Source organism: Streptomyces sp. W1SF4 (assembly GCF_003950035.1).
GTDB lineage: Bacteria > Actinomycetota > Actinomycetes > Streptomycetales > Streptomycetaceae > Streptomyces > Streptomyces racemochromogenes.
On record NZ_CP034350.1, the window covers coordinates 3103785 to 3128660 of the forward strand.

21 protein-coding genes and 1 tRNA gene are annotated in these 24876 nt (G+C 72.3%); 10 read left to right on the plus strand and 12 right to left on the minus strand.

The genetic code is table 11. The features are described from left to right. Window positions 1-4 precede the first annotated feature (4 nt). Window positions 5-1000, minus strand: a complete 996-nt coding sequence (locus D1J60_RS14310) for an SMI1/KNR4 family protein (RefSeq protein WP_125604335.1) — start codon at window positions 998-1000, stop codon at window positions 5-7. 282 nt (window positions 1001-1282) lie between these two features. Between D1J60_RS14310 and D1J60_RS14315 the strand changes: the two genes are divergently transcribed. Together D1J60_RS14315 and D1J60_RS14320 are read left to right on the plus strand one after the other, a co-directional pair. Further along, entirely contained in the window at window positions 1283-1807 is a 525-nt protein-coding gene (locus D1J60_RS14315) for a YwqJ-related putative deaminase (protein ID WP_125604341.1), read from the plus strand. Between the two features lie 5 nt (window positions 1808-1812). Further along, window positions 1813-2322 (plus strand): SUKH-3 domain-containing protein, encoded by a 510-nt coding sequence (locus D1J60_RS14320; RefSeq protein ID WP_125604337.1) that lies wholly within the window; start codon window positions 1813-1815, stop codon window positions 2320-2322. 15 nt (window positions 2323-2337) lie between these two features. Here D1J60_RS14320 and D1J60_RS14325 read toward each other — a convergent pair whose 3' ends face one another. Beyond that, window positions 2338-3582, minus strand: coding sequence for a histidine kinase (locus tag D1J60_RS14325; RefSeq protein ID WP_125821359.1), 1245 nt, complete (start codon window positions 3580-3582; stop codon window positions 2338-2340). A 184-nt stretch (window positions 3583-3766) separates the two neighbouring features. Here D1J60_RS14325 and D1J60_RS14330 point away from each other — a divergent pair. From D1J60_RS14330 to pth, 5 genes are all read left to right on the plus strand, one after another. Further along, window positions 3767-3838: transfer RNA gene (locus tag D1J60_RS14330), tRNA-Gln, on the plus strand. Window positions 3839-3946: 108 nt separating this feature from the next. Continuing rightward, a complete protein-coding gene (gene glmU / locus D1J60_RS14335; RefSeq protein ID WP_125821360.1) occupies window positions 3947-5398 on the plus strand; it encodes a bifunctional UDP-N-acetylglucosamine diphosphorylase/glucosamine-1-phosphate N-acetyltransferase GlmU in 1452 nt (483 codons plus the stop codon). Window positions 5399-5531: 133 nt separating this feature from the next. Beyond that, entirely contained in the window at window positions 5532-6509 is a 978-nt protein-coding gene (locus tag D1J60_RS14340; protein ID WP_125603935.1) for a ribose-phosphate diphosphokinase, read from the plus strand. A gap of 189 nt (window positions 6510-6698) precedes the next feature. Continuing rightward, entirely contained in the window at window positions 6699-7280 is a 582-nt protein-coding gene (locus D1J60_RS14345) for a 50S ribosomal protein L25/general stress protein Ctc (protein ID WP_164720900.1), read from the plus strand. Window positions 7281-7388: 108 nt separating this feature from the next. Further along, a complete protein-coding gene (pth, locus tag D1J60_RS14350) occupies window positions 7389-7979 on the plus strand; it encodes an aminoacyl-tRNA hydrolase (protein ID WP_125603933.1) in 591 nt (196 codons plus the stop codon). Between the two features lie 101 nt (window positions 7980-8080). On the opposite strand, the gene ppc is transcribed toward pth, so the two are convergent. Continuing rightward, on the minus strand, window positions 8081-10774 hold the full coding sequence (ppc, locus tag D1J60_RS14355) for a phosphoenolpyruvate carboxylase (protein WP_125824023.1): 2694 nt from the start codon (window positions 10772-10774) through the stop codon (window positions 8081-8083). A 450-nt stretch (window positions 10775-11224) separates the two neighbouring features. Between ppc and D1J60_RS14360 the strand changes: the two genes are divergently transcribed. Then, window positions 11225-12196 (plus strand): acyl-CoA desaturase, encoded by a 972-nt coding sequence (locus D1J60_RS14360; RefSeq protein WP_206436524.1) that lies wholly within the window; start codon window positions 11225-11227, stop codon window positions 12194-12196. Beyond that, entirely contained in the window at window positions 12193-12867 is a 675-nt protein-coding gene (locus tag D1J60_RS14365; RefSeq protein ID WP_125821362.1) for a TetR/AcrR family transcriptional regulator, read from the plus strand. The genes D1J60_RS14360 and D1J60_RS14365 overlap by 4 nt, the downstream gene beginning before the upstream one ends. Before the next feature lie 116 nt (window positions 12868-12983). Here D1J60_RS14365 and D1J60_RS14370 read toward each other — a convergent pair whose 3' ends face one another. Continuing rightward, a complete protein-coding gene (locus D1J60_RS14370; RefSeq protein ID WP_125816705.1) occupies window positions 12984-13373 on the minus strand; it encodes a VOC family protein in 390 nt (129 codons plus the stop codon). Window positions 13374-13375: 2 nt separating this feature from the next. Further along, the gene (locus D1J60_RS14375; protein WP_125821363.1) at window positions 13376-14233 is read right to left on the minus strand and encodes a trans-aconitate 2-methyltransferase; all 858 of its coding nucleotides are present in this window, start codon (window positions 14231-14233) and stop codon (window positions 13376-13378) included. A gap of 146 nt (window positions 14234-14379) precedes the next feature. On the opposite strand from D1J60_RS14375, the gene D1J60_RS14380 reads away from it, so the two are divergent. Further along, window positions 14380-14877, plus strand: coding sequence for a MarR family transcriptional regulator (locus D1J60_RS14380; RefSeq protein ID WP_125603002.1), 498 nt, complete (start codon window positions 14380-14382; stop codon window positions 14875-14877). Here the strand turns inward: D1J60_RS14380 and D1J60_RS14385 are convergent. The 7 genes from D1J60_RS14385 to D1J60_RS14415 form a co-directional block, all read right to left on the minus strand. Continuing rightward, window positions 14836-15612 (minus strand): response regulator transcription factor, encoded by a 777-nt coding sequence (locus D1J60_RS14385; protein WP_125603001.1) that lies wholly within the window; start codon window positions 15610-15612, stop codon window positions 14836-14838. The two genes, D1J60_RS14380 and D1J60_RS14385, sit on opposite strands and share 42 nt — an antisense overlap. A gap of 469 nt (window positions 15613-16081) precedes the next feature. Further along, a complete protein-coding gene (gene galE, locus D1J60_RS14390) occupies window positions 16082-17041 on the minus strand; it encodes a UDP-glucose 4-epimerase GalE (protein WP_125603000.1) in 960 nt (319 codons plus the stop codon). A gap of 193 nt (window positions 17042-17234) precedes the next feature. Next, complete coding sequence (locus tag D1J60_RS14395; protein WP_125603005.1) at window positions 17235-17948, minus strand: LuxR C-terminal-related transcriptional regulator; 714 nt, start codon at window positions 17946-17948, stop codon at window positions 17235-17237. 133 nt (window positions 17949-18081) lie between these two features. Continuing rightward, window positions 18082-19644, minus strand: a complete 1563-nt coding sequence (locus tag D1J60_RS14400; RefSeq protein ID WP_277607495.1) for a PQQ-binding-like beta-propeller repeat protein — start codon at window positions 19642-19644, stop codon at window positions 18082-18084. 149 nt (window positions 19645-19793) lie between these two features. Then, complete coding sequence (locus tag D1J60_RS14405) at window positions 19794-21452, minus strand: PQQ-binding-like beta-propeller repeat protein (RefSeq protein WP_125821365.1); 1659 nt, start codon at window positions 21450-21452, stop codon at window positions 19794-19796. A 188-nt stretch (window positions 21453-21640) separates the two neighbouring features. Then, the gene (locus D1J60_RS14410; protein ID WP_125821366.1) at window positions 21641-23440 is read right to left on the minus strand and encodes an ABC-F family ATP-binding cassette domain-containing protein; all 1800 of its coding nucleotides are present in this window, start codon (window positions 23438-23440) and stop codon (window positions 21641-21643) included. A 28-nt stretch (window positions 23441-23468) separates the two neighbouring features. Continuing rightward, window positions 23469-24839, minus strand: coding sequence for an acyltransferase family protein (locus D1J60_RS14415; protein WP_125821367.1), 1371 nt, complete (start codon window positions 24837-24839; stop codon window positions 23469-23471). Between the last annotated feature and the right edge of the window lie 37 nt (window positions 24840-24876).

Here is a 24876-nt window from a genome sequence, read left to right on the forward strand (position 1 = left end):
GCCGTCACCCCTCACCCATGCCGGCACCGGACACTGCAACCGAACGCGCGAATCCGCCGTCCACCATCAGACCGGCCACCGTCTCCAGCTCCGGCGGGTTACCCGCCAACCGCTCCAGGAAGGCATCGAAATCGGCACCGCACGGCAGCAACAGACGCTCCACCCGCTCCTGCACCGTCCAGCCGTCCCGGTCGCGCGCGTCGTCGTAGGGGGAGAACCAGACGGAGCCCACGCCCTCGCCCCTCACCTTCACCGCGAGCAGGCCGCCCTGTACGAACGCCACGCACAGGTAGTCCTTCGTCAGGTGGTCCCGCAGGCACTTGTTCACGTACACCAGGTCGTTGACCGCGGCCTCCTCACGCACCGTGAAGAACGGCTGGTCCACCAGCAGCCCCAGCTCCACCAGCAGTCCCGCGCCGACCGGCGCACAGCCGCCCGCCGCCTTCAGGAACGAGCGGTACGCCTCCGGCAGCCGGTAGCCGAGGTCCTCCTCGACGCCCTGCACCTGCGTCTCCGACACCGACACCAGGGCCTTCGGCAGCCCCAGGTGCGCCGGACGCGCCTCCTGCAGCGGCCGGGCCCCGCGCTTGTCGTGGTCCACGGGGGCCGTCGCCAGTCCGGCGTGGTGCCGCAGCAGCGCCTTCACCTCGACCGGGACCAGCTCCATCCGCCGCGAGCCCGCGACGTGGTGCCAGGTCCAGCCGTGCGGGGTCGCCACCGGACCGACCGTGTCCCACAGCGGGTGGCCGGCGGCGCGCATCGCCGCGTTGGCGGACACGAAGTCCGTCAGGCGCAGCTCGTCCACGCCGAAGCCCTCCGGGGGCTCGGCGATCTCCACGGCCGCGCGCGCGTAGCGCGAGAAGTCGGGATGACCGTTGCCGTCCATCCGCACCCCGTGGGGATGCCGCGCAGCCCGGACGGGGTCCGGGAAGTGCACGACCTGCCCCGAGTAAGCGGCGTTGGGTGGCGCGGCCTGCTGCCCGAGCCGACCTGTCGTCATGGCGGTAGCCCCCTGCTGGATCTGGCTGGTTCACCACAGCCTATGTGCTCCGGCAAGACCCTCCCCCGCCCCCGACCCACGGGTGCGCAGACGGGGCGGGAACATCCGAATTGATACGAATATTCGACCCCGCTTCCGCGCGACAGGTGACATTTGACAGGCTGTCCCGCAGCACGGGGGCGTGCGCGACAGCGACCACCACCGCCGCCACGGGAGGGAAGAGCAACCATGCAGACCGCGACCACACGGACCGTGACCACACAGACCGCGACCACACACGACGTGGCACCGCGCCCGGGCCGCCCGCAGCCGGCCGACACCGGCGCCGCCGGGGACCCCCGGCTGCGCTGGAGCGGCACCGGAGCCGCCCAGACCACGCCCGTGCTCCGCTTCCGCCGCGACGGCATCCTGCCCACCGTCGCCGCCGCCCTCTCCGTCCGCGGCGAGACCCTCACCGGCACCGCCGGCAAGGGCGACCAGCCGCCCGCCCTGCACCCGCTCGTCCAGGACTTCCACGACACCCTCACCAGCGGCCAGCGCGAACGCTTCACCGGCCGGTGTCCCGAGGCGATCCTGCTCTCCCGCCACCTCACCGCCGTCGAGGGCGCCCGCAGCAAGCGCGCCTCGCGCAAGCCGCTCTCCGCGAGCGAGGCGCGCCGCTCCCTCAAGCACGCCCGCATAACCGCCCGCCACATCCGCGAGGACGGCGACCCCCTGCACGGCACCTACGCGCCGCCCTGCCGCTCCTGCGACGCGCTCCTCAACCACTTCGGCGTTCGCCCCGTCGACCTCACCCACCCCGAGTAGCCACCATGACCGCGTCCTCCGCCTCCTACGACCGCTCCTCGGCCACCCGCTTCCCCGGACCCGTGGACTCCGCCCTGCGCACCGCCGGCTGGGAACCCGGCCGCTGGGACATCAAGCAGGCCGAATACTGGGCCGACGCCCTGCGCGACCACACCACCCCCGCCGGCCACCGGCACACGGTGTTCCCCGCCGCCGTCGAGGCCTGGGCCGAATTCGGCGGGCTCACCCTCCGCGCGCCCGGCCCGGGCCGCCAGATAGCCCCCACGGCCGTACGCGTCGACCCGCTGACGGGCCTCCACCTCGCCCGCACCTTCGCCGACCTCGGGCGCGCCCTCTCCACCCAGCTCAGCCCGCTCGGCGCCGGCACCGACGGCGGCTCCCACCTCGCCATCGACCTCGAAGGCCGCGTCTACCTCGTCGACCACACCGGCGACTGGTACCTCGGCTCCGGACTCGACGAGGCCCTCACCCTGCTGCTCACCGGCCTCCAGCCCGCCCGCCTCACCACCGGCTGACGGGCCCCGCCGTACCTACCGGGCCGGCAGCACCGCGGACACCTTGAACCCGCCGCCGTCCGTCGGCCCGGACACGAACACCCCGCCCAGTCCCACCACCCGCTCGCGCATCCCGAGCAGCCCGTTGCCCCCGCTGGGCAGATCGGCACCCCGCGCCTCCCCCTCGCACGGGCCGTTCTCCACCTGCATGGCCACCTCGCCCTCCCGGTGCGCCAGCCGTACGACGACCCGCGCGCCCGGAGCGTGCTTGTGGCAGTTGGTCAGGGCCTCCTGCACCACCCGGTACGCCGTCTGCTCGACCTCCGGCCGGTAGCCGCCGCCGTCGCCCTGCACCAGCACCTCCACGGCCATCCCGGCCGCCCGCGACTGCCCCACCAGCGCCTCCAGCTCCGCGAGCGTCGGCCCCTCCTCCAGCGCCACCGGCGCCGACACCCGCCGCACCGCCGGCTGCTTCTCCGGAGCCCGCAGCACCCCCAGCATCTCCCGCAGCTCGGTCAACGCCTGGCGCCCCATGTCACCCACCAGCGCCGCGTTCCGCACCGCCTTCACCGGGTCCTTCGCGGCCACCGCCTGCAGCGCCGCCGCGTGCACCACCATGAGCGACACCCGGTGCGCCACCACGTCGTGCATCTCCCGCGCGATGCGCGTCCGCTCCTCCTGACGGGCCCACTCCGCGCGCTCCTCCGCCCGGTCCGCCAGCAGCGACAGTTCCCGCTCCAGCGAGTCCGCCCGCTCCTGCAGGCTCTCCATCAGCCGGCGCCGCGCGCCCACGTACAGCCCGAGCAGCACCGGCGGCACGGTCAGCGCCACCGCCATGAACACGGACAGCACGATCACGAGCGTGCCGTCGGCCTCGACGTCCCCGCGGGTCTGCACGTACGTCACCACGAACGTCCCGGCCAGCGACATCGCGGCCAGCGTGGCCAGGATCCGGCGGGGCACCTCGCACGCCGCCAACGTGTACAGCCCCACCACCCCGAGGAGGAAGCCCATCGTGGCCGGCGTAACGGCGATCCCGACGAGCACCACCGCCACCGGCCGGCGCCGGCGCAGCACCAGGGTGGACCCCACCAGCGCCCCGAAGAGCACCCCGGCCCACACCGGCACCCCGGCCTCGCGCGCGGTCGGCACCCCCTCGAAGGCGCACTCGACGGCCGAGGCCGCCCCGAGCCCCACGTCGAGCACGGCCGCCCGCCGCCGCTCCCACCACCAGGGCCCGTCCCGGCCCGTCCCCTCGCGCCCATCCCCCGTACTGGTCATGCCGTCCAGCGTACGCAGCGGGCCCGGCACGGGGGCGGGCCGAAATCCCGTGAACCGGCCGAGGCCGAAAGGCACGCCCCGCACCGCCGCTCAGACCGTCGCGTCGAGGGGGCAGGGTGCGGCATAGTAGGAGCGATCAACTTGGACCGGGACGACCAGTTGTCCCTTTCGAGTTGATTGGCCATCCCCTGTGGTGTAATTGGCAGCACTGAGGCTTTTGGTGCCTTATGTCCGGGTTCGAGTCCTGGCGGGGGAGCTTGGCACACGCGGGTCCCGGCTTCACGGTCGGGACCCGGCCTCGTTTTCGGACTGTGACCCCCCGCTATCCTTCACGGGTCCACCCCCGAAGCCGAAGGGCCCACCCGTGAGCGCAACCCGCCCGGCAGCCGTCGTCGTACTCGCAGCGGGTGAGGGCACCCGCATGAAGTCGGCCACACCCAAGGTTCTGCACGAGATCTGCGGGCGCACGCTCGTCGGTCACGTGGTCGCGGCCTCCCGCGAGCTGGACCCGACCCATCTCGTGGTCGTCGTGGGCCACGCCCGCGAGCAGGTCGCCGCGCACCTCGCCGACGTCGACGCCGGCGTCCGCACCGCCGTCCAGTACGAGCAGAACGGCACCGGCCACGCCGTCCGCATGGCCCTGGAGGAGCTCGGCGACGACCGGCCGGCCGGCACCGTGATCGTCGTCTGCGGCGACACCCCGCTGCTCACCGGCGAGACCCTGCGCGCCCTCGCGGCCACCCACGAGGCCGACGGCAACGCCGTCACCGTGCTCACCGCCGAGGTCCCCGACTCCACCGGCTACGGCCGCATCGTCCGCGACCCGGCCACCGGCGCCGTGACCGCCATCGTCGAGCACAAGGACGCCACCGACGCGCAGCGCGCGATCCGGGAGATCAACTCCGGGGTCTTCGCCTTCGACGGCGAGCTGCTCGCGGACGCGCTCGGCAAGGTGCGCACGGACAACAGCCAGGGCGAGGAGTACCTCACCGACGTGCTCGGGATCCTGCGCGAGGCGGGCCACCGCGTCGGCGCGGCGGTCGGCAGCGACCACCGCCAGATCCTCGGGATCAACAACCGGGTGCAGCTGGCCGAGGCGCGCGCGCTGCTGAACGCGCGGCTGCTGGAGCGGGCGATGCTGGCCGGCGTGACGGTGGTGGACCCGGCGAGCGTGTTCGTGGACGTGACGGTCACCTTCGGGCAGGACGCGGTGATCCACCCCGGTACGCAGCTGCTCGGTGCGACGCACATCGGCGAGGGCGCCGAGGTCGGCCCCAACACCCGCCTGAAGGACACCCGCGTGGGCGCCGGCGCCCGCGTGGACAACGCGGTCGCGGACTCGGCGGTGATCGGGGACCTGGCTTCGGTGGGTCCGTTCGCGTACCTGCGCCCGGGGACGAACCTGGGCGTGAAGTCGAAGGCCGGCACGTACGTCGAGATGAAGAACGCGACGATCGGCGAGGGCACGAAGGTGCCGCACCTGTCGTACGTGGGTGACGCGACGATCGGTGAGTTCACGAACATCGGTGCGGCGAGCGTGTTCGTCAACTACGACGGCGAGCACAAGCACCACACCACGGTCGGCTCACACTGCAAGACGGGTTCGGACAACATGTTTGTGGCTCCCGTCACCATCGGGGACGGCGCCTACACGGCCGCCGGCTCGGTGATCACGAAGGACGTGCCGCCCGGCGCGCTGGCCGTGGCCCGTGGCCAGCAGCGGAATATCGAGGGTTGGGTGGCCCGCAAGCGTCCCGGCAGTGCGGCCGCGACGGCCGCGCAGTCGTCGGCGGAGAAGGACTCCGGCAGCCATTGAGGTGAACTGACCGGAAACAGGTACGCCCAGGACGGCGTACCGTGATAGGTGCACGCAATTCGGCTGGCTCACCGTGTGCGGGACGGACGCACACGGGGGCGAGCAGCTTTCACACGTCTGAGGAGACAGTGCTGTGACCGGGATCAAGACGACCGGCGAGAAGAAGCTGATGCTCTTCTCCGGCCGCGCCCACCCCGAGCTGGCCGAGGAGGTCGCGCACCAGCTCGGTGTCGGCCTCGTGCCGACCAAGGCTTTCGACTTCGCGAACGGCGAGATCTACGTCCGCTTCCAGGAGTCGGCTCGCGGCGCGGACTGCTTCCTGATCCAGAGCCACACGGCTCCGATCAACAAGTGGATCATGGAGCAGCTGATCATGATCGACGCGCTGAAGCGCGCGTCGGCCCGCTCCATCACCGTGATCATCCCGTCCTACGGCTACGCCCGCCAGGACAAGAAGCACAAGGGCCGCGAGCCGATCTCGGCCCGCCTGGTCGCGGACCTGCTGAAGACCTCGGGTGCCGACCGCATCCTGACGGTCGACCTGCACACCGACCAGATCCAGGGCTTCTTCGACGGTCCCGTGGACCACCTGTCGGCCCTGAACGTCCTCGCGGACTACGTGGGCGCGAAGGTGGACCGCACCAAGCTGACGGTCGTCTCCCCGGACGCCGGCCGCGTCCGCGTGGCCGACCGCTGGTGCGACCGCCTGGACGCGCCGCTGGCGATCGTGCACAAGCGCCGCGACAAGGACGTCGCCAACCAGGTGACCGTCCACGAGGTCGTGGGTGAGGTCAAGGGCCGCGTCTGCGTCCTGGTCGACGACATGATCGACACGGGTGGCACGATCTGCGCCGCCGCCGAGGCGCTGTTCGCGCACGGCGCGGAGGACGTCATCGTGACGGCCACGCACGGCATCCTGTCGGGTCCGGCGGCCGACCGCCTGAAGAACTCGAAGGTCAGCGAGTTCATCTTCACCAACACCCTGCCCGACCCGTCGGACCTGGAGCTCGACAAGATCACGGTCCTGTCGATCGCCCCGATGATCGCCCGCGCGGTCCGCGAGGTCTTCGAGGACGGTTCGGTGACGAGCCTGTTCGAGGAACAGCAGTAGGGCTCACTGCCGCACGGGTAGATCCTTTTGGGCGCGGCCTCCCCGCCGGGTACACTCGACGAGTTGCTCGGCGAGGGAGGCCGTACCTGTTTTCCGGTACGGATGCTCCGTTATCGACGCGCTCTTCGTAGCAGGCCGTTCCGGCCGGGTGACCTCTGTCCGTCTTTCGTCACCCCACGAGGAGTGAACATGTCCGAGATCAAGCTTTCCGCGAAGCTCCGCGACACCTTCGGCAAGGGCTCCGCCCGCCAGTCCCGTCGTGACGCCCTGACCCCGGGTGTCATCTACGGCCACGGCACCACCCCGAAGCACGTCGGCGTCGAGGCGCACGCCCTGATGATGGCGCTGAAGACCCCGAACGCGCTGCTCTCCCTGGACATCGAGGGTGACGGCACCGAGCTCGTCATCCCCAAGGCCGTCCAGCGCCACCCGCTGAAGCGCAACATCCAGCACGTCGACTTCCTGATCGTCCAGAAGGGCGAGAAGGTCACGGTCGAGGTTCCGGTCGTGACCGAGGGCGACCTGGCCGCCGGCGGCAACCTGCTGGAGACCCTGCTGGCGACCGTCGCCGTCGAGGCCGAGGCCACGCACATCCCGACCGAGGTCAAGGTCTCCATCGAGGGCCTGGAGGCCGGTGCCTCCATCCACGCCAAGGACCTGGTCCTGCCGGCCGGCACCACGCTGGCCGTCGACGGTGAGACCGCCGTCCTGCAGGTCGTCGCCCCGCAGGCCGAGGAGCCGGCCGCGGCCGCCGAGGGCGACGAGGCCTGAGCCTCGCCCCACCTCAGCAGTTGCTGACCGACCGCCGTCCGGCTCCACTGGAGCGGGACGGCGGTCGTTCTCGTTCACCGGCTTGTTCACGGGTTTAAGGAGCTTTTGATGTCGGACGACGCGGCGCCGTGGCTGATCGTCGGTCTCGGTAACCCGGGGGCGGAGTACGCCGGCAACCGCCACAACATCGGTTTCATGGTGGCGGACCTGCTGGCGGAGCGGATCGGCGGGAAGTTCAAGGCGCACAAGGCGCGCGCGCAGGTGGTCGAGGGCCGGATGGGCCCGCCGGGACCGCTGAACCGCCGGGTGGTCCTCGCGAAGCCGATGTCGTTCATGAACCTGTCGGGCGGCCCGGTGACGGCGCTGCGGGACTTCTACAAGGTTCCGCTGGAGCGGATCGTGGCCGTCCACGACGAGCTGGACATCGACTACGCGACGCTGCGGCTGAAGCTGGGCGGCGGCGACAACGGCCACAACGGGCTGAAGTCGATGACGAAGTCGATGGGCGCGGACTACCACCGGGTGCGGTGCGGCATCGGCCGTCCGCCGGGCCGGATGCAGGTCGCGGACTTCGTGCTGAAGGACTTCTCCTCCACGGAGCGCAAGGAGCTGGACTGGTTCGTGGACCGGTCGGCGGACGCGGTGGAGTGCCTGGTCCAGGAGGGCCTGGAGCGCGCCCAGTCGGCGTACAACTCCTGACCCCGGCGCGGGAACGAGAGGGGACACGGGGAAGCCCCCGCCGGACGGCGGGGGCTTCCTTCGTTCACGGGCCCGCGTACGGGCCCTCGTACGGGCCCGCGTCAGCCGGTGTTGCGCAGGCCGGCGGCGACACCGTTGACGGTGAGCAGCAGGGCCCGGGCCAGCAGCGGGTCGGGTTCCTCGCCGCGGGCGGCGGCCTGGCGCTGGCGGGCCAGGAGGGAGACCTGGAGGTAGGAGATCGGGTCCAGGTAGGCGTCGCGGACGGCGAAGGTCTGCTGGAGGGCGGGCTGGGAGTCGAGGAGCTGCTCCCCGCCGGTGATGCGCAGGACCTCGCGGACGGTGAGTTCGTGTTCGGCCCGGATGCGGTCGAAGACGTGCTTCAGCTCGTCCGGGACGAGGGTGTCGACGTAGTGGCGGGCGATCCGCAGGTCGGTCTTGGCCAGCGTCATCTCGACGTTGGACAGGAAGTTGCGGAAGAAGTGCCAGCGCTCGCCCATCTCCGCGAGGACGGTGTCCTGGCCGGCCTCGCGCAGGGCCTTGAGACCGGAGCCGACGCCGTACCAGCCGGGGACGATCTGGCGGGACTGGGTCCAGCCGAACACCCACGGGATGGCGCGCAGGCCGTCGAGGCCGGCGCCGGAGTCGGGGCGGCGGGAGGGCCGGGAGCCGAGGTGGAGGTCGGCCAGCTGGTCGACGGGGGTGGCCGCGAAGAAGTAGGCGGGGAGGTCGGGGTCCTCGACGAGTTCGCGGTAGGCGCCGTGGGCGGCGTCCGAGACGATCTCCATGGCCGCGTCCCAGCGGGTGAGGGCGTCGTCGGACTGGCGGGGGGCCGTGTGCAGGGCGGAGGCCTGGAGGGTGGCCGCGACGGTCAGCTCCAGGTTCTCGCGGGCCAGGGAGGGGACGAGGTACTTGTCGGAGATGACCTCGCCCTGCTCGGTGACCTTGATCTCGCCCTCGAGCGTGCCCCAGGGCTGGGCGAGGATCGCGTCGTGCGAGGGGCCGCCGCCGCGGCCGACGGTGCCGCCGCGGCCGTGGAAGAGGCGCAGGCGGACGCCGTGGCGGTGGGCCACGTCGCGCAGGCGCCGCTGGGCGCGGTGGATCTCCCACTGGCTGGTGGTGATGCCGCCGAACTTGCTGGAGTCGGAGTAGCCGAGCATGACCTCCTGGACGTCGCCGCGCAGGGACACCAGGCGGCGGTAGGAGGGGTCGGCGAGCATCTCGTCGAGGATGACGTCCGCGGCGCGCAGCTCGTCGGTGGTCTCCAGGAGCGGGACGATGCCGATCTTGGCCCAGCCGGCGTGGAGGTCGAGGAGGCCGGCCTCGCGGGCGAGGACGGCGGCGGCGAAGACGTCGTCGGCGCCCTGGCACATCGAGATGATGTAGGACTCGATGACCTCGGGGCCGAACTTCTCGAAGGCGTCCTTGACGGCGAAGAAGACGCCCAGGGTCTTCTGCCCGGCCGCGTCGAGGGGGGCCGGGGTGGGCGCGAGGGGGCGGCGGGAGCGGAGTTCCTTGGCGAGGAGCTTCTGCCGGTAGTCGCGCGGCATGTCGGCGTAGCGCCAGGACTCCTCGCCGAGCCGGTCGAAGAGCTGGCCGAGGGCGTGGTGGTGGGCGTCGGCGTGCTCGCGTACGTCCATGGTGGCGAGCTGGAGGCCGAACGCGGCCAGGGTGCGGATGGTGCGGTCCATGCGGCCGTCGGCGAACAGGGCGCCGCGGTGTTCGCGCAGGGAGGTCTGGATGAGGGTGAGGTCGGCGAGGAGCTCGGCGGTGCCGAGGTAGTCGCGGCCCTCCTCGTGGGGGGTGCCCTTGGCGAGGCGCTCGCGGGTGTTGAGGAGCTTCTGCCGGACGCAGGTCGCCTTCAGGCGGTAGGGCTCCTCGGCGTTCAGCCGCTTGTAGCGCGGGCTGATCTCGGGGAGGCGTTCCAGGTCGGCCTGGAGGGAGGCGAGGAGTTCCTCGGTGGCGCCGGCGATGCGGATGGAGTTGGAGAGCAGGCCGCGCAGGAAGTCGACGAGTTCGAGGGCGTCGGTGATGCCGTGCTCGTGCTGGAGGATCAGGACGTCACGGGTGACCTGCGGGGTGACGTTGGGGTTGCCGTCGCGGTCGCCGCCGATCCAGGTGCCGAAGGTGAGGGGGCGGGTGCCGGCGGGCAGCTCGACGCCGACGCGCTGGAGTTCGGCGGCCAGGTCCTCCAGGACGTCGCCGACGGCACCGGCGTGGAGTTCGTCGAGGTAGTAGATGGCGTTGCGGGCCTCGTCGGCGGGCTCGGGGCGTACGACGCGCAGTTCGTCGGTCTGCCAGACGAGGTCGATGTTCTCGGCGAGGCGCAGGTCGTGGCGGCGGCGGTCGCCGGCGCCGGAGACGGGCTCCTCGAGGAGGGCCGCGATGCGGCGCAGCTTGTTCAGGACGCTGCGGCGGGCCGCCTCGGTGGGGTGGGCGGTGAAGACGGGGCGGACGTTGAGGTTCTTGACCGTCTCGCGCAGGTGCTCGGGGTCGGCGTCCTTGAGCATGTCGGCGGTCCGGGCGAGGAGCCCGCCCTCGGCGGCCCGGTGGGCGCGCAGCTCCTTGCCGCGGTGCACCTGCTCGGTGACGTTGGCGAGGTGGAAGTAGGTGGAGAAGGCGCGCACCAGCTTGGCGGCGGTCTCCAGGTCGATGTCGCCGAGGAGGGCCGCGGCGGCTTCGCCGTCGGTGCGGGTCAGGGCGCGGACCCGTTCGACGAGGTCGAGGAGTTCCTGGCCTTCCTGGCGGACGAGGGTCTCGCCGAGGAGGTCGCCGAGGCGGCGGATGTCCGCGCGCAGCTCCGCGTTCGCCGTCTGCGCCGTCCGCGTGGGGGCGGAGGGGTCGGCGGGCTGGGTGACGGGGGCCTGGGCGGCCTGGTCAGCACTGCTCACAGGTGCGGCTCCTTGCAGTGTTCGAGCGCTACTGGGCTGTGGGCTCCCGGGGGGTGTGCGGCCGTGCCGGTGGCCGGTCGTGCTGCGCAGCCCGGGCTGCCCGTGCGGACCGCGCTGTCCGACGACACCAGGATAGGTGGATCGCCCCTGTGCCCCGGCAGAGCGCCCGCCCTTTGGACTCGGTTCGCGCGGGTGGCGTCGTCCTCGCATCGCCGTCGCGTCGTCCTCGCGGCGCCCCCGCGTCGTCACTGTTGCCGCGGGGGCCGTCTTTGCCATACTTACGCTGCCGTAGGTTACGGATCCGTAGGTCCGTGGCCCGGCGCCTGCCGGCTTCTCACCCCCCAGGGGAACCCCACCATGACCATGAGTCCCGGACTGATCGAGGAATCCTCGGCCGTTTCCGTGCCCTCCGCGACACGCGGTGGCGAGCAGAAGCGCTCCGTGGAGCAGATCGCGCTGCTGCTGTTCATCACCGTGCCGTTCCTGGCGCTGCTGGCGGCGGTGCCGCTGGTCTGGGGCTGGGGGGTGACCTGGCTGGACCTCGGCCTGATGGTGTTCATGTACTTCCTGGCGTGCCACGGGATCACCATCGGCTTCCACCGCTACTTCACGCACGGTTCCTTCAAGGCGAAGCGGCCGCTCAGGATCGCGCTGGCGGTCATGGGGTCGATGGCGGTGGAGGGGCCGCTGGTGCGGTGGGTGGCGGATCACCGCAAGCACCACAAGTACTCCGACCACGAGGGCGACCCGCATTCGCCGTGGCGGTTCGGGGACACGCTGCCGGCGCTGATGAAGGGCCTGTGGTGGGCCCACATCGGCTGGCTGTTCGACGAGGAGCAGACCGACCAGCAGAAGTACGCCCCGGACCTGGTCAAGGACCCGGCGATCCGGCGGATCAGCCGTGACTTCGTGTTCTGGACGGTGCTGTCGCTGGCGATCCCGCCGCTGGTGGGGGGTCTGGTGACGATGTCCTGGTGGGGCGCGTTCACGGCGTTCTTCTGGGGTTCCCTGGTGCGCGTGGCGTTGCTGCACCACGTGACGTGGTCGATCAACTCGATCTGTCACGCGGTGGGCAAGCGGCCGTTCAAGTCGCGGGACCGGTCGGGCAACGTGTGGTGGCTGGCGGTGCTGTCGTGCGGTGAGTCGTGGCACAACCTGCACCACGCGGACCCGACGTCGGCGCGGCACGGGGTGCTGCGCGGGCAGGTGGATTCCAGCGCCCGGCTGATCCGCTGGTTCGAGCTGCTGGGGTGGGCCTGGGACGTGCGCTGGCCGTCCGGGGCGAGGATCGACGCCCGGCGCAGGGAAAACACCCCGAACGCGGCATGATGGGGGACGTGGCGATCGACGGCAGCAGTACCAGCAGCGACAAGCCCAGGCGGGGACGCCGGGTCCGGATGACGGGCGCCGAACGTCGCCAGCAACTGCTGGACATCGGCCGCGCCCTGTTCGCGGAGAAGGGCTTCGAGGGCACTTCGGTGGAGGAGATCGCGGCCAAGGCCGGGGTGTCCAAGCCGGTGGTCTACGAGCACTTCGGCGGCAAGGAGGGCCTGTACGCGGTGGTCGTGGACCGCGAGATGCGGCAGCTGCTGGACGGGGTGACGGGCGCGCTGACGGCCGGGCATCCGCGGGAGCTGCTGGAGCAGGCCGCGTTCGCGCTGCTGGACTACATCGAGAGCTACACGGACGGTTTCCGGATCCTGGTGCGGGATTCGCCGGTGGCGCAGTCGACGGGCACGTTCGCGTCGCTGATCAGCGACATCGCCACGCAGGTGGAGGACATCCTGGGGCTGGAGTTCAAGGCGCGGGGCTTCGATCCGAAGCTGGCGCCGCTGTACGCGCAGGCGCTGGTGGGGATGGTGGCACTGACGGGCCAGTGGTGGCTGGAGACGCGGCGCCCGAAGAAGGCGGAGGTGGCGGCGCACCTGGTGAACCTGGCCTGGCACGGGCTGGAGAACCTGGAGGCGCGGCCGCGGCTGGTGGGCCACCGCAAGAGCTGAGGTCCGCGGAAGGCCGCGGGCACGACGGCGCCCCGTCACCGGGAGGTGTTTCTCCGGTGGCGGGGCGCCGTCGTACGGGGGCGGGCGGGCCGGGCGACCGGCCGGCCCTCGGTCCGTCAGCCGTCCGTGGGGCCGCCGGCGCCGGGGGCGTGGGGCTCCAGGAACTCGAGCCGGTTGCCCACGGGGTCGTGGGAGTAGAAGCGCCGGTGGCCCGGCAGGCCGTCGTCCCAGACGACGTCGGCGCCGCGTTCGCGGAGTCTGTCCGCGTACGCCTCGATGCCGGTCACCCGCAGCCCGGGGTGCGCCTTGCGGGCCGGCCGGAAGTCCTCTTCCACGCCCAGGTGCAGCTGTACGCCTCCGGCGGTGAACCAGCAGCCCCCGCGCGCGGCGAGGACCGGGGGTTTGGAGATCTCCCGCATGCCCAGGACGTCTTGGTAGTAGGCGCGCAGCTTGTCCTCCGATCCGGGGGGCGCGGCGAGTTGGACGTGGTCGACTGCGGTCAGCACGGTCATGCCTCCTTGTGGGCGACGGCGAAGATGCGGCGGAACGGGAAGACCGTGCCCCGGGGGCCGGGCGGGTAGGCGGCGCGCAGCGCCTCGCGGTATTCGGCGAGGAAGCGGTCGGCGGCCTCGCGGTCGTCGCCGAGGGCGGTGAGGACGGGCCGCAGGGCGGTGCCCTTGACCCAGTCGAGGACGGGGTCGGTGCCCTGGAGGAGCTGGGAGTAGGTGGTCTCCCAGACGTCGACGGCGCAGCCGAGTTCGGTGAAGCGGGCGAGGTACTCGGCGGGTTCGAGGATGTGGATGTAGCGGGCGCCGTGTCCGGCGAGGCGGTCGCGCCAGCGCGGGGTGTCGCAGAGTTCGGCGAGGAGCCGGTGGCTGGGGGCGGTGAAGTTGCCGGGGATCTGGAAGGCGAAGGTGCCGCCGGGGCGCAGGCCGTTGATCCAGGCGGCGAAGGAGCCGGGGTGGCTGGGCACCCACTGCAGGGCCGCGTTGGAGACGATCAGGTCGTAGGTCTCCTCGGGCATCCAGTCGGCGATGTCGGCGTGGCGGAAGTCGATCCGGCCGCCGCCGGGGGTGGGTCCGCCGTGTTCGTCGGTGGCGCGCTGGAGCATCTGCGGGGAGAGGTCGAAGCCGGTGATGCGGGCGTCGGGCCAGCGCTCGGTGAGGAGCGCGGTGACGTTGCCGGGGCCGCAGCCGAGGTCGGCGATGCGGGCGGGGCCGGTGGGGAGCTCGGGTATGCGGTTCAGCAGGTCGAGGAACGGGCGGGTGCGGTGACCGGCGTGGCGGAGGTACTGCTGGGGGTCCCAGACGGGTGCGGAGCCGTCCAGGGAGTGGTGGCGCACGGCCGGCGCGATATCGGAATGCATGTTCGAGCCTCCCTACTGGTGGGGCGGTCGGAAGCGGAAGCCGTTCCGGCCCCCTCCATGCCCCATGCTCGGCCAGAATATATCTCGATGTCAAGATTCTCGATTTGAAGAGACTTCATGTCGACAGACCCCTTACACTGATCGGCATGGAGGACGAGGTCGACCGACTGGTCGCGGCATGGCGGCGAGAGCGCCCTGACCTCGACGTGGAACCGCTCGAAGTGCTCAGCCGCGTCAGCCGGCTCGCGCGCCACCTCGACCGCGCCCGCAGGCTCGCCTTCTCCGAGCACGGCCTGGAGCCGTGGGAGTTCGACGTCCTGACCTCGCTGCGGCGCGCGGGCGCGCCCTACCAGCTCTCCCCCGGACAGTTGCTGACGCAGACGCTCGTCACCTCCGGCACGATGACCAACCGCATCGACCGGCTGGCCAAGAAGGGCCTCGTCGAGCGACTGCCCGACCCCAGCGACCGGCGCGGGGTGCTGGTCCGGCTGACGCCCGAGGGGCGCGACCGCGCCGACCAGTCCCTGGCGGGACTGCTGGCCCAGGAACGCGCGATCCTGGCCCAGCTCTCCACCACGCAGCGCGGCGAGCTCGCCGGGCTGCTACGCCAGTTGACCGCTCCGTTCGACAACATCCCCGGCTAGCTCCGCGGGGCGTACGCCGGCCCGCCGGGCCAGCGCCACCGCTGCCAGGGTGGAGTGCACCCCGAGCTTGCCCAGCACGTTCTGCATGTGCGTGCGGACGGTGTGCGGGGACAGGAACAGCCGCGCCGCGACGTCCTTGCGGCCCAGCCCCGCCACCATGCAGCGCAGCACCTCGTGCTCGCGCGGGGTGAGGGACTCCACGAGCCGCTCGCTGTCGCTGCGGTGCTTGCGGGCGGCGGTCAGCTCCCGCAGCACCCCGGTGAGCAGCGCGGGCGGCAGGTGGGTCTCCTCGCGCAGCACCCCGCGGATGACGGCCAGCAGCCGGGAGAGCGAGCAGTCCTTGGCCACCCAGCCCGAGGCGCCCGCCTGGAGGGCGAGCGCGGCCCGGCGCGGGTCGTCGCGCTCGGCAAGGACCACGGTGCGCACGCCGGGGTGCGCCACCCGGACGCCCGCGACGAGGGCGATCCCGTCGGCCGGCGGCGGGGCCGGGCCGGAACCCGCTTCCCGCTGGCCGGGCACGGCGCCCGACGCGGCCGCGCCGGCGCCGAGGTCGGCGTCGACGAGCAGCACGTCGTAGCGGCGGCCTTCCGCCACCGCGCGCTCCAGGCAGCGCGAGGCCGCGGGACCGCTGCCGGCCGCGGACACGTCCACGTCCGGCTCGGCCGCGAGCGCGGCTGCCAGAGACTCGGCGAAGATGCGGTGGCCGTCGACCACCAGGACCCGGATACGAACCACAGAACCCCCAAGGGTCGGGGAACGGACGACTACGGGTACGACGTCCGGCCAGGTGGCCCACAGCCGCCGCGGCCGCCGCCGCGACATCTGTGCACTACCCCGGACCGGACGCCGTACCCGGCGTGTCTCGACCCCTGAATCAACACCGGCCCCCACCGGTGTCACGCTCAGCGTAGAGCGGGCGGGGTCCCGCGGTTGGCCGAATAGCAGAAGTTTTTCGAGCGGTTTTCCGGTGGGACGGTCCGCAACGGCCTTGGTGATGGCTTGTTTTCAACCCTCCGGGCGGCACCGGCGGCGGAATTCCGACCGGCGCGTGCCGCAGGCAGTTGCACGGGGGGCATTTCACCCGGCGTACGCACGCCGGGCGCCCGCGCGCGGCGCCTGCCCGCCGCGCCCGGCCCTCACGCGCGCGCCCCCCGCACCGGTCGGTGCGGGGGGCGCGCGGCGGGGTCCGGCAGGGGACCGGGGGTCAGGAGCGGCGCTCGCGGGCGAAGTTCCAGGCGTCCGTCACGATGTTGGTGAGGTCCGAGCGGGTCGGGGTCCAGCCGAGGCGCTCGTGCGCCCTGCGGGCCGAGGCGACGAGGACCGCCGGGTCCCCGGCGCGGCGCGGGGCGACGACCTCGGGGATCTCCCGGCCGGTGACCTTGCGGACCGTCTCGATGACCTCGCGGACCGAGAAGCCGCTGCCGTTGCCGAGGTTGCACACCAGGTGCTCGCCCTCGGCGGCGACGCGCAGCGCGGAAAGGTGGGCCTCGGCGAGGTCGGCGACGTGGATGTAGTCGCGGACGCAGGTGCCGTCGGGGGTCGGGTAGTCGTCGCCGAACACCGAGATGGACTCGCGCTGGCCGAGCGCGACCTGGAGCACCAGCGGGATCAGGTGCGTCTCGGGGTCGTGGCGCTCGCCGAACTCGCGGTAGGCGCCGGCCACGTTGAAGTAGCGCAGCGAGACGGCGGCCAGGCCGTGGGCGGCGCACTCCCCCGCGATCATGTGGTCGACGGCCAGCTTCGAGGCGCCGTACGGGTTGGTCGGCGCGGTCACCGAGGTCTCCGTCAGCGCGCCTTCGGCCGGCTCGCCGTAGGTCGCGGCGGTGGAGGAGAAGACGAGCCGGCGCACGCCGGCCTCCCGCATCGCGGTCAGCAGGGCGAGGGTGCCGCCGACGTTGTTGTCCCAGTACTTGCCGGGGTTCACGACGGACTCGCCGACCTGCGAGGAGGCGGCGAAGTGCAGCACGGCGTCGTAGGACGGGTCCAGGTGGTCGGCGGCGTCCTGGATCCGGCCGTCGATCAGCGTGGCGCCGGCGGGGACGCCCTCGGCGAAGCCGGTGGAGAGGTTGTCGAGGATGGTCACCTCGTGCCCGGCCTCCAGCAGATGGGCGGCCACGACGCTGCCCACGTATCCGGCACCGCCGGTCACCAGGTACTTGCTCACTCGCACTCCTCTGTATCGCGTCCGTCGCGCAGGCACGCCGATGCGCGTGCTCTGGTGACTGGCTTACCGGATTCCGCGCTTCCGAGGAAATCGCGGCCCTCCGGCACGGTACCCGCCCGCGCGGACGGGTACCGCCGCCGCCGTCCGGCGGCCGGGACGCGGGCCTGGACGCGGGCCGGGACCGGTGTGCGCGTCAGGCCCCGGCCGGCCCGCCCGCGAAGTCCTGCGGCCGCTCCCGCACGGGCGGGGCAGCCCGGTCCAGCAGCCCGGTGCGCGCGGCCAGCGCGGCGGCCTCCAGCCGCGACCCCACGCCGAGCTTCATCAGTACCCGCTGCACATGCGTACGGGCCGTGCTCGGCGCGATGGCCATGCCGGCCGCGATCATCCGGGTGTCCTCGCCCTCCGCGACCCGGACCAGCACCTCGACCTCCCGCGGCGTCAGCAGCCGCAGCAGCCGGCTGCCCTCGTCGTCGGGCTGCGCCGAGGGGTTCAGCAGCTCCGCGAAGGCCCCCTGGAGCAGCTGCGGGGCGATGGCGACCTCTCCCGCCCGGGCCTTGGCCAGGGCCCGTTCGACGCCCTCGATGCGCTCGTCCTGGCGTACGTACCCCGAGGCGCCCGCCGCGAAGGCCGCGGCTATCCCGCGCGGGCTCGGTACGGGGCCCAGCACCACCACGGCGATCTGCGGGCGTTCCCGCTTGATCCGCACCACCGGTTCGAAGACGCCGGGCTCCGCCGGGGCGGCGGTGCCGAACAGGCACACCTCCGGGGCGCGGCCGATGACCAGTTCGGCGGCTCCGGCCGCCGGCGCGGCCGCCGCGAGCACGCGGTGCCCGCGCAGCTTCAGGGCCGAGGCGAGCGCCTCGGCCAGCAGACGGTGCTCGTCGACCACCATGACCCGTACGCCCATCAAGGCTCCCACCCCAGATCCTTCTGACCCGGCAAGCTACACGCTTGTTCGACGGGGCGTGCCGGTTACCGCGCGAAAGCCCCCGATCGGTGGGGACCGTCCGGGGGCTTTCGGCGTCGGGGCCGGGCGGGCGTCAGCTCGCCGCGAAGGAGACGAAGAGGAACTCGGGGTCGGCCTTCTCCGAGTAGGGCTTGCGCACCGTGGTCCGGGAGATGAACAGGCGCCCGTTGTGGTAGCGGAACTCCGAGTGGTCCAGCGAGAACGCCGTCTCCAGGCGCTGGCTGGTCTTGTCGACCGGGTTCTGCATGAGCACGGTCTCCTTCATCGTCTTGCCGTCGATGCTGACGACCTGGCCGCCGCCGTCGTACGGGGGGACCTTGTAGGCGATGATGTTGGGCCCGTCCATGCGCAGCGGGTACATGGTGTACTTCTCGCCCGCGTCGGCGCGGTCACTGGTGGCCTTGCCGGTCTCCAGGTCGAAGGAGACGATCTCGTTGGTGCGGCCGACGGAGGACGTGCCCTGGTGCTCGTACGTCGGCAGGTAGACCTTGCCGTTGCCGACGACCATCTTCGAGCACTGCTCGACCTCGGTGGCGGGGCACTTGGGGGCGTAGCTGCCGGAGGAGAGGCCGATGCGGGTCTTGAGCTGGCCGGCGTCGTCGAGGACGAACAGGTCGCTGACGTTGGTGGCGTTCTTGGCGGTGTTGCCGACGTTGGCGGCGACGATGAGCGGCTTGGTGGAGATGATGCCGGCCCACTCGATGCCCGCGGACAGCTTGTACTGGTACTTCGGCGCGCCGGTGGCGGGGTCGAGGGCCTGCGCGTACAGCGTCGGGCTGGAGCCGCGGCCGCACTTGCGCAGGACGGCGAGGGCCTCGCCGCCGGCGTAGCCCATGTCGTAGCAGCCTTCGCCGTCGGTCTTCGGGGTCCACAGGGACTTGCCGTCGGCGAGGTTCCAGGCGGCGCCGCCGTAGAGGCCGCCCGCGGCGACGGTCTGGCCGCTGATGGTGACCTCGCTGAAGGCGACCGGCTTGTCGCCGCCGGTGGCGGACTTGGCGTTGGCGGACCAGAGGAGCTTTCCGGTGTTCAGGTCGATGACGCCGACCTGCGTGCACTGGGGGTACTTCTTCTCGTTGGTCGCCATGCCCTCCTCGAAGAGGATGGCGGTCTTGTTGTCGCTGATGTGCTTGGTGGCGCCGCAGACGTTGGCGGGGAGCGGGAGCTCCCACTTCTTGCCGCCGTCGACGAGGTTGTAGCCGACGACCTTGGCCAGGTCGGACTTGGCGTAGGTGGTGTCGGTCAGCCAGGAGCCGTCGACGGAGACCACGTCGGCCGGGGCCGGGCTGGGCACGTTGACCAGCGTCTTCGACTTGGGGTTGGACGGGACCTTCTCGCTGCCGGGGGTGCCGGCGGGGGCCTTGTCGCCGTCGGGGGAGCCGCTGGCGCCGCTGGCGGCCGGCTTCCCTGAGCCGCCCTCGTCGCCGGAGACGTACCAGAAGCCGCCGCCGATGATGAGCGCCATGGCCACGACGGCCGCGCCGACGATCGCCAGCTGGTTGCGCTTGTCGTTGCCGCCGCCACCGGCGGGGGCGGCGGGCTGCGCCGGGGCCTGGAGGGTGCTGGGCTGCTGCGGGTAGCCGTAGCCGGGCTGCGTCTGGGGCTGCGGGGAGCCGTAGCCGGCCTGGGGGGACGGCACGGTGGGCGGCTGGGCGGGGGGCTGCGGGGGGCCGGCCGGCGGCGGGCCGCCGAAACCGCCGGAGGGCGGCTGGCTGGGGGGCGGCGGGGTACTCATCGCGTGCTACTGCCTCTCGGTGGGGCGCTCGGTGGGACGCTCGGTGGACTCGTTCACTTGCCGAAGACCATCAGGAGACGCTCCTCCGTGTTGTTGCCGTTCAGCCTGGTGGCGGAGGTGAAGTACCGGCCGTCCTCGAAGGCCCGGACCTGGAAGGTGACCATCCCGCTCTCGATGTTCGCGGAGGGGCCGGAGGGCATGCGCAGCAGCGTCTTGGGCTGGCCGCCCGCGGCCGGCAGGGAGACGATCTCGCCGGGTTCGCGCAGGGCGCCGGCGCGGTAGGCGATGAGCTGGCCGTTGGCCGCCTTGACCGGGTACCAGTTGCGCTTGTCGCCCGCCTTCTGGCGCCACTTGGCCTTGCCGGTGGCGAGGTCGAAGGCGACGACCTCGTTGTCGGTGCCCTTGCCGGTGGTGGTGCGCAGGTAGAGGGTGTCGCCGTCGACGACGGAGTTGCCGCAGCCCTGGAGGCTGTCGGCGGTGCTTGCGTTGCAGTTGGTCTCGAAGGAGCCTTCGGCGGACATGCTGGCGCGCTTCTTGCCGTCGGGCGTCAGGGAGATGATGGCCCGCTTGCTGGTGTCCGCGTTCTCGAGGTCCTTGTTGCTGATGTCGAGGACGATCGGGGAGACGGACAGGACGCTGGTGACGCGGAAGCCCTTGGGGAGCCGGTAGGACCAGGTCTTCTTGCCGGTGACCGGGTCGGCGTCCTGGATCTCGATGGTCTTGTCGTCGTCCATGCACAGGGCGACGGCGAGCAGCTTGCCGTTGCCGGCGGCGTAGTGGCTCGGCTGGCAGCCCTCGGGGGTGTTGCCGGAGAAGAGCTTGTCGCCGGTGGAGAGCTTGTGGACGGTGGTGTTGGCCATCCGGTTGACGACGAAGACGTCGCCGGTGAGGTTGATGGAGACGGAGGCGCCGCCGTCGAAGAGGTTCTCCTTGGCGAGCTCCTTGGTCCATCCCTCCTTGCCGGCCTTCAGGTCGAAGAGCTTCATCTGGTTGCAGGTGGCGTTGGAGCCCTCGCCGTCCTTGACGGCGAGGACGGTCTTGCCGTCGGCGGTGGTCTGGTCGGCCCAGCCGCAGATCTCCGTCTGGAAGTCGACCTTCCACTTCTCCTTGCCGTCGGTGACGGCGTAGGCGACGACGGACTTGCCGACGGTCTTGACGACGCTGTCGCCGACCACCCACATCGCCGGGGCGGGGATGCCCGTGTCGCCGCCGGCCAGGAGCTTGGCCGTCTTGAGCCACAGCGCCTTGTCCTCGCCGGGCTTGCGGCCCGCGTTGAGGTCGGTCTGCTCGCCCATGCCGTTGCCGCTGCCGTCGCCCTTGTCCACGGACGGGGAGCCGGCCGGCTTGGGGTCGGCGGGCCCCGAGGCCTGCGCGGCGGGCTTCTTGGGATCCCCGTCGCCGCTCAGGAAGGCGAACCAGGCGCCGGTGCCGAGTACGAGGACGCCCGCGACGGCCGCCGCGACGACGACCGCCCCCTTGCGCCGGCCGCCCGGTCCGCCGGGGGCCGGGGCGCCGGGGAGCGTGCCGGGCCCGGACGGCGGGTAGGCGTACCCGCCCTGCGGGACGGCGTGCTGCGGCACCGTCGGCGGCTGCTGCGCGTACGGGTTGGGTCCCTGCGGCGGGTACCCGTAGCCCTGCGGCGGAGGGCCGGGCAGGTGCCCGTAACCGGAAGGGGACGGCGGCTGGTTCGGCGGCTGGGGCGGCTCGGTCATCAGCGCATACCTTCGGGGTCGGGCGGTGCGGGCGGTCCGGGAGATCGAAAAGAACCGACTCTTTCTATCACTCGTGGCCGGTACGCACCGGGCCGGTCGCACCCCTGTTCCCAAGGGAGGACCGGCCCGTGACACGGCCGTTATGCGCCCGGCCGGTGTGTTCCGGGGCCCTTTCGGGCCTCCTGGCCTCAGGCCTCTTCGGCCAGTTCCAGCCAGCGCATCTCCAAGTCGTCGCGCTCGGCGATCAGTTCCCGCAGCTCCGCGTCGAGCTTGGCGACCTTGTCGTAGTCGGTGGAGTGCTCGGCGATCTGGGCGTGCAGGTTCGTCTCGCGGTCCGACATCTTGTTGAGCTGGCGCTCGATCTTCTGGAGCTCCTTCTTCGCGGCCCGCGAGTCCCCGGAGGACGTCGACTTGGCGGCGGCGGCCGGGGCCGGCGCCGGGGCGGCGGCCTCGATCATCCGCCGGCGGCGCTCCAGGTACTCGTCCAGGCCGCGCGGCAGCATCCGCAGGCTCGCGTCGCCGAGGAGGGCCATCACCGTGTCGGTGGTGCGCTCGATGAAGAACCGGTCGTGGGAGATCACGATCATCGAGCCGGGCCAGCCGTCGAGGAGGTCCTCCAGCTGGGTGAGGGTCTCGATGTCGAGGTCGTTGGTGGGCTCGTCGAGGAAGAGGACGTTGGGCTCGTCCATCAGCAGGCGCAGGATCTGCAGCCGGCGCCGCTCGCCGCCGGAGAGGTCGCCGACCGGCGTCCACTGCTTCTCCTTGGTGAACCCGAACTGCTCGCACAGCTGGCCGGCCGTCATCTCGCGGCCCTTGCCGAGGTCGACGCGGTCCCGGACGCGCTGGACGGCCTCCAGGACGCGCAGCGAGGGGTCGAGTTCGCCGACCTCCTGGGAGAGGTAGGCCAGGCGCACGGTCTTGCCGACGGTGACGGAGCCCTCGGCGGGCTGGGCCTCGCCCTGGGTGCGGGCGGCCTCGGCGAGGGCCCGCAGCAGGGAGGTCTTGCCGGCGCCGTTGACGCCGACGAGGCCGACGCGGTCGCCGGGGCCCAGGTGCCAGGTGAGGTGCTTGAGCAGGGTCTTGGGGCCGGCCTGGACGGTGACGTTCTCCAGGTCGAAGACGGTCTTGCCGAGGCGGGCGTTGGCGAAGCGCATCAGCTCGGACTTGTCGCGCGGCTCGGGCACGTCGGCGATCAGCTCGTTGGCCGCCTCGATGCGGTAGCGGGGCTTGGAGGTGCGGGCGGGGGCGCCGCGGCGCAGCCAGGCCAGCTCCTTGCGCATCAGGTTCTGCCGCTTGGCCTCTTCGGTGGCGGCGATCCGCTCGCGCTCGGCGCGGGCGAAGACGTAGTCGCTGTAGCCGCCCTCGTACTCGAAGACGTCACCGCGCTGCACGTCCCACATGCGGGTGCAGACCTGGTCGAGGAACCAGCGGTCGTGGGTGACGCAGACGAGGGCGGAGCGGCGGGCCTGGAGGTGGCCGGCCAGCCAGGAGATGCCCTCGACGTCGAGGTGGTTGGTGGGCTCGTCGAGGACGAGGAGGTCCTGGTCGGCCATGAGCAGCTTGGCGAGCGCGATGCGGCGGCGCTCGCCGCCGGACAGCGGGCCGATGACGGTGTCCAGGCCCTGGCCGAAACCGGGCAGGTCCAGGCCGCCGAAGAGACCGGTGAGGACGTCGCGGATCTTGGCGTTGCCGGCCCATTCGTGGTCGGCCATGTCGCCGATGATCTCGTGCCGGATGGTGGCGGCCGGGTCGAGGGAGTCGTGCTGGGTGAGCACCCCCATCCGCAGGCCGCCGCTCTGCGTGACACGGCCGGAGTCGGGCTCCTCCAGCTTGGCGAGCAGCCGGATCAGGGTGGTCTTGCCGTCGCCGTTGCGGCCGACGACGCCGATCCGGTCTCCCTCGGACACGCCGAGGGAGATGCCGTCGAGCAGGGTACGGGTGCCGTACACCTTGCTGACTGCCTCGACATTGACCAGATTGACGGCCATCAGACGCGCTCCAGGGAAAGGGTGTGGATCAGCCCCTCAGCCTAACCCTCCGGGCCGACGCGGAACGTTCCACCAGCCAGGCGCCCCCCACTGCCATGCCGATGGCGGCGGGCGCGGTCACCGGGAAGGCGATCAGGACGGCGGTGTGACCCTCCAGCAGGCCGCCGAGGCCGGTCATGGACAGGCCGAGGATCCCCAGCAGGCACAGGGTGGTGCCGAGGGCGGCGGCGGCCCCGCTGCCGCGGGCGCCCTCCGCGGTCCGGGCCCGGGCGGCGGGCGGGGCGGCGGGCGCGGCGGCGGTCACGGGGCGGGGCGCCTCGAAGCGGCGGAAGCAGGCCACGAGCGCGGCGGTGAGGGCGGCGGCGAGCAGGATCCGCGGCGGCACCTGCGCCCACCAGGCGGCGGTGGCCGGCTCGGGCAGCGCCAGGCCGGCGGCGAGCTGGGCGGCGTACACGCCGAGCATGGCGGTGAGGTGCCACAGGAACGCGGTCATGGCGACCCCGTTGGCGGTGACGACCCCGCGCCACACGCGCGGCCGGGCCAGCCAGGCCGTCGCGGGCCGCGCGAGCAGCTGGACGGCGCCGACCAGCCACATGCCGTGGCAGAGCAGGGCGAGGGTGGGCGGGGCCATGTTGGAGACCTTCTCCCCCGGCATCCCGACCATGGACAGCGGGTACGGACCGGCCGCCACCAGCAGCACGGCCCCGGCGAGCCCGGCGGCGCCGAGGAGCGCGGGACGGGTGATGCGGCCGTCGGCGCGCAGGAAGCCGAGCTGGTGCACGGCGAGCCAGACGAACGCGAAGTTCAGGAACTCCGCGTAGGGCACGCCGAGCGCGAAGCGCAGTACGTCGACCAGGGCGGCGGCGCCGGCCAGGGCCGCGAAGGCGCCCCAGCCCCAGCGGGCGTGCAGCCGCAGCAGCGGCGGGGTGAGGGCCACCATCGCCAGGTAGATCCCGATGAACCACAGCGGCTGCGTCACCATCCGCAGCGCGGCACCGGCCAGCCGGCCGCCGTCCGCCCCGGCGAGCTGCACGAGCAGGGCGAGCGCCGCCCAGACCAGGACGAAGACCAGGGTGGGCCGCAGCAGCCGCTGGAGGCGGGCGCGCAGGAAGGCCGCGTAGACGGGCCGGCCCTCGCCGCGGCGTTCCAGCGACCGGTACGACAGGGCGTGCGAGAACCCGCCGACGAAGAAGAACACCGGCATGACCTGGAGCCCCCAGGTGAGCACCTGGAGCGGGGGCACCAGCGCGAGCAGGTTCCCTATGCCGTCGGTGCTGACGGCGGCCATCAGCCAGTGCCCGCACACGACGGTGGCGAGCGAGGCGACCCGGAGCAGGTCCACGTACCGGTCGCGGGAGGCGGGCGTGGCGGCGGCCATGGCGCGTGCGCTGACTGTCATGCCCCTACGGTCGCGGCCGCGCCCGGTGCGCCGACAG

Bases quoted from the DNA above. Each gene is read 5' to 3' on its own strand.
- D1J60_RS14310 (WP_125604335.1), bottom strand. From the start codon at position 1,000: ATGACGACAGGTCGGCTCGGGCAGCAGGCCGCGCCACCCAACGCCGCT.
- D1J60_RS14320 (WP_125604337.1), top strand. From the start codon at position 1,813: ATGACCGCGTCCTCCGCCTCCTACGACCGCTCCTCGGCCACCCGCTTC.
- D1J60_RS14325 (WP_125821359.1), bottom strand. From the start codon at position 3,582: ATGACCAGTACGGGGGATGGGCGCGAGGGGACGGGCCGGGACGGGCCC.
- D1J60_RS14345 (WP_164720900.1), top strand. From the start codon at position 6,699: ATGTCCGAGATCAAGCTTTCCGCGAAGCTCCGCGACACCTTCGGCAAG.
- pth (WP_125603933.1), top strand. From the start codon at position 7,389: ATGTCGGACGACGCGGCGCCGTGGCTGATCGTCGGTCTCGGTAACCCG.
- D1J60_RS14360 (WP_206436524.1), top strand. From the start codon at position 11,225: ATGACCATGAGTCCCGGACTGATCGAGGAATCCTCGGCCGTTTCCGTG.
- D1J60_RS14365 (WP_125821362.1), top strand. From the start codon at position 12,193: ATGATGGGGGACGTGGCGATCGACGGCAGCAGTACCAGCAGCGACAAG.
- D1J60_RS14375 (WP_125821363.1), bottom strand. From the start codon at position 14,233: ATGCATTCCGATATCGCGCCGGCCGTGCGCCACCACTCCCTGGACGGC.
- D1J60_RS14380 (WP_125603002.1), top strand. From the start codon at position 14,380: ATGGAGGACGAGGTCGACCGACTGGTCGCGGCATGGCGGCGAGAGCGC.
- D1J60_RS14395 (WP_125603005.1), bottom strand. From the start codon at position 17,948: ATGGGCGTACGGGTCATGGTGGTCGACGAGCACCGTCTGCTGGCCGAG.
- D1J60_RS14405 (WP_125821365.1), bottom strand. From the start codon at position 21,452: ATGACCGAGCCGCCCCAGCCGCCGAACCAGCCGCCGTCCCCTTCCGGT.
- D1J60_RS14410 (WP_125821366.1), bottom strand. From the start codon at position 23,440: ATGGCCGTCAATCTGGTCAATGTCGAGGCAGTCAGCAAGGTGTACGGC.
- D1J60_RS14415 (WP_125821367.1), bottom strand. From the start codon at position 24,839: ATGACAGTCAGCGCACGCGCCATGGCCGCCGCCACGCCCGCCTCCCGC.